Source organism: Candidatus Halobonum tyrrellensis G22, from assembly GCF_000495475.1.
Taxonomy (GTDB): domain Archaea; phylum Halobacteriota; class Halobacteria; order Halobacteriales; family Haloferacaceae; genus Halobonum; species Halobonum tyrrellense.
This window is the reverse complement of record NZ_ASGZ01000063.1, coordinates 1-2,928: the sequence shown is the minus strand read 5'-3', so window position 1 is coordinate 2,928 and position 2,928 is coordinate 1. Positions and strand designations below refer to the sequence as shown.

General features: G+C 75.5%; 3 protein-coding genes. All 3 read right to left on the bottom strand.

All coding sequences use genetic code 11. The features are described 5' to 3' along the window. Positions 1-165: 165 nt before the first annotated feature. Positions 166-1,065, bottom strand: coding sequence for a CobG protein (locus tag K933_RS15515; protein ID WP_023395700.1), 900 nt, complete (start codon positions 1,063-1,065; stop codon positions 166-168). Positions 1,066-1,240: 175 nt separating this feature from the next. After that, entirely contained in the window at positions 1,241-2,077 is an 837-nt protein-coding gene (locus K933_RS15510; protein ID WP_023395699.1) for an RAD55 family ATPase, read from the bottom strand. Positions 2,078-2,176: 99 nt separating this feature from the next. Then, positions 2,177-2,928 (bottom strand): beta-ribofuranosylaminobenzene 5'-phosphate synthase family protein (locus tag K933_RS15505; RefSeq protein ID WP_023395698.1); only part of this gene is annotated, 752 nt, incomplete at its 5' end.

The following is a 2,928-nucleotide window of genomic DNA, read 5'->3' as shown; positions in this document are numbered from 1 at the left end:
CGTCGGCGTCCGCCCGGCGTCGCTCGCGCTCGTCCAACCGGTCGACCAGCGAGGCGAACGGCGCCGCCTCGTCGGCCGGGTCCCCGGCGCCGTCCGCGTCCGCCGGTTCAGTCGGGTCGCCCGGGTCCGTGGGCTCGACCGAATCGTCCGGTCCGACGTCGTCGGTCACTCGCCCCTCCCGAGCACGCGGACCGGGTCGGTCCCCGAGCCGTCGGTGTCGGTGCCGGCGTCGTCGGTACCGGTGTCGTCGGCCCGGCCGTCGGTGCCGTCCCGCCCGGCGGTCAGCGTCGCGCGGCCGAGTAGTCCGTCGAGACCCGATGCCGTCGCCACGCCGTCGAACGCGCCGTCGCAGTGCGGGCACGCCGGCCGGGTGAGCAGCGCGAGCCGGACCGCCTCCCCGCAGTGGTCGCACGCGGCCGCTTCGACCCCCAGCCGGTTCGCCTCGCGCTTGAGGTCGGCCGCGGCCTCACGGCGCGACCGCCGCGCGTCGGCGTCGGCCGCCCGTTCCCGCAGGTCCGCCACCGCCGACGCGAGCGTCGTCGCCTTTCCGTCGAGTTCGTCGACGGCGTCGGTCAGCCGCTCCAGCACCTCCTCGTAGTTGTCGAACCCCTCGGCGAACCGCGCGTCGAGGGCGTCGACCGCCGCGCGGACCGCCTCGACGTCGTCCGCCAGGTCGGCCGCCGCCTCGGCCGACCGACGGAGTTCCGGGTGGTCGTGGTCGGCGTCCACCTTCGCGTCCGCCTCGCGTTTGACCTGTACGACCCGGTCGCGCACGTCCGCCAACTTCTCGTCGAACTCGTCGGCGACCGCCTCGACCCGTTCGTCCGTCGCGTCGAGGCGGTCGGCGAGCGCCCCGTCCCCGCCGCTCTGCGGGTCCGCCCCGCCGGCGGCCGCGGCGTCGAGCGTCGACGCGTCGGGGAGCGGCCCGTCGTACTCCGCGAGCAGGCGCTGGACCGTCACGGCCCGCGCCAGCACCTCGGCCCGCGAACGCCCCGTCTCCTCGGCGCGCGCGTCGACCCACGCGCGGAGCCCCTCCGGAAGCCCGTCGACCAGTTCCCCCGCCATGATACGACCCGTTCGGCCCGCCCGCACAAGAACCTCCGCCGCCGATTCTCGGAGGTGATTCTACGGGGTCGGCCGGCAGCCGCGCCGGGGTGGCGGGCACGCCGATGCGGCGGGACGGGAGGGTACCAGTGCGCCGAGGCGGTGGGACGCCAGTGCGGCGGGAGGTCGGGGTCGACTACCGGATCTTGCGCACGTCGCTGATGTCGAGACCGCCCTCGTGAATCTCCGTCTCGAAGCGGACGATGTTCTCCTCCTCCAGTTGTGAGAGCACGCCCCGGAACTCGCGGACGACCATCGTCCGGGCGCGCTTGGAGCCGCCCGAGTCCCAACTGAAGTGGAGCGTCCCGTCGCTGCCGTCCATCAGCTGTCCGAGCTGTCGGTCGTCGATGGTGTCGACGTTGACGAGCACGAGCAGGAGACCGCCCCACGAGTGGGCCGCCTTCCCCAGCCCGCGGACGAGCATGGCGACGTCCTCCCACGACACCTCCCCGCCGGCGGCGCCGACGAGGTCGGTGACGGCGTCGACGACCACCAGGTTGCCGGCGGCGTGTTCGCTCAGGAACTCCCCGAGCGCCGTCAGCACGTCCTGGCGGGTGTCGTCGCCGCCGAGGTCGGCCAGCGACGTGGTTCGCCCCATGTACCACTCGCGCGGGATCGCCGACAGTTGGAAGTACTCCGTCGAGAGGTCGGTGAACTCGATCCCCTCGACCGCCGCGTCGACGACCTCGTCGGCCATCACGTAGCGGAGTTCCCGCTCGACCAACTCCGGCCCGGCGGTAAACGAGAGGTAGTGGACCTCCGGCGGCAGCTCCGCCGCGGAGTCGAGGTCGCCGTAGTAGAGGTCGAACAGGTCGGCGTCGGTCCCCGCGAGCGCGTTCATCGCGGCGCTCGTGTAGGCGAACTCGCGGGCGCCGGCGCCCGCCTCGCCCGCGACGAGCACCGCGTTCCCCGCGGGCGCTCCGCCCCCGAGCACCGAGTCCAACTGCGCGACCCCGAACGGCAGGCGCGACATGTAACATGCTGGTAACCGAAGGCGCTTAGTCGTTCCGCCGGGGGCGGCGTGGGCGCTCGGACGAGCGAGCGACCGGACGATCGGGACGGCGCCGGCGGCTCAGGCGTCGAACCGGACCGTCGCGCCCTCGTTGCAGCCGCGGACCACCGACACCTCCCCGTCGACGCCCGCCGTCGCGAGCGCCCGCTCGCCCGCCGTCCGCGCCGCCTCGGCCCGGTCGGCGTCCGTGACGGCGTACACCGTCGGTCCCCACGACGACTGCCCCGCGCCGAAGGCCGCGGGGTCGTCCGCGAGCGCCGCCACCAGGTCGCCGACCGGCGGGCGGTACACCCCGCCTTGGGCGTCGGCGAACCACGCGCCGTTCAGCCGGCCCACCTCGCCGACGGCCGCGCCGAACCGCTCGACGGCACCCTCCGCGGCCGCGGGCAGGAGCCGTCGCTGGAGCACGCCCGCGATGCGGTCGGCCACGCCCGGGTCGGCCGCCTCGACGGTCGCGCGCATCGAGTCGTCCTCGTCGGCCGCCGACCGCCCGGGGTCGGCGTCGGGCACCACGAGCAGGAAGCGCCAGTCGTCGGGCACCGGGTGGCGCGCGACGACGGGCGGCACGCGCCAGTCGCCGTCGGCGGGGCGGTCGGTGGTGAACCGCTCGGTCGGGTGGCCCGCGTCGAGGACGACCCCGCCCGCCTCGAACGCCGCCACCCCCACGCCCGAGCGACCGCCGCGGCCGAGCGCCGGGGCGCGTTCGCGCACTCGCGGCTCGCAATCGTGCGCCCGCGCCACCCCCGCGAGGACGGCCAGCGCGAGCTGCGTCCCGCTCCCCAGCCCCATGTGCCGGGGGAGCGTCTCGCGCA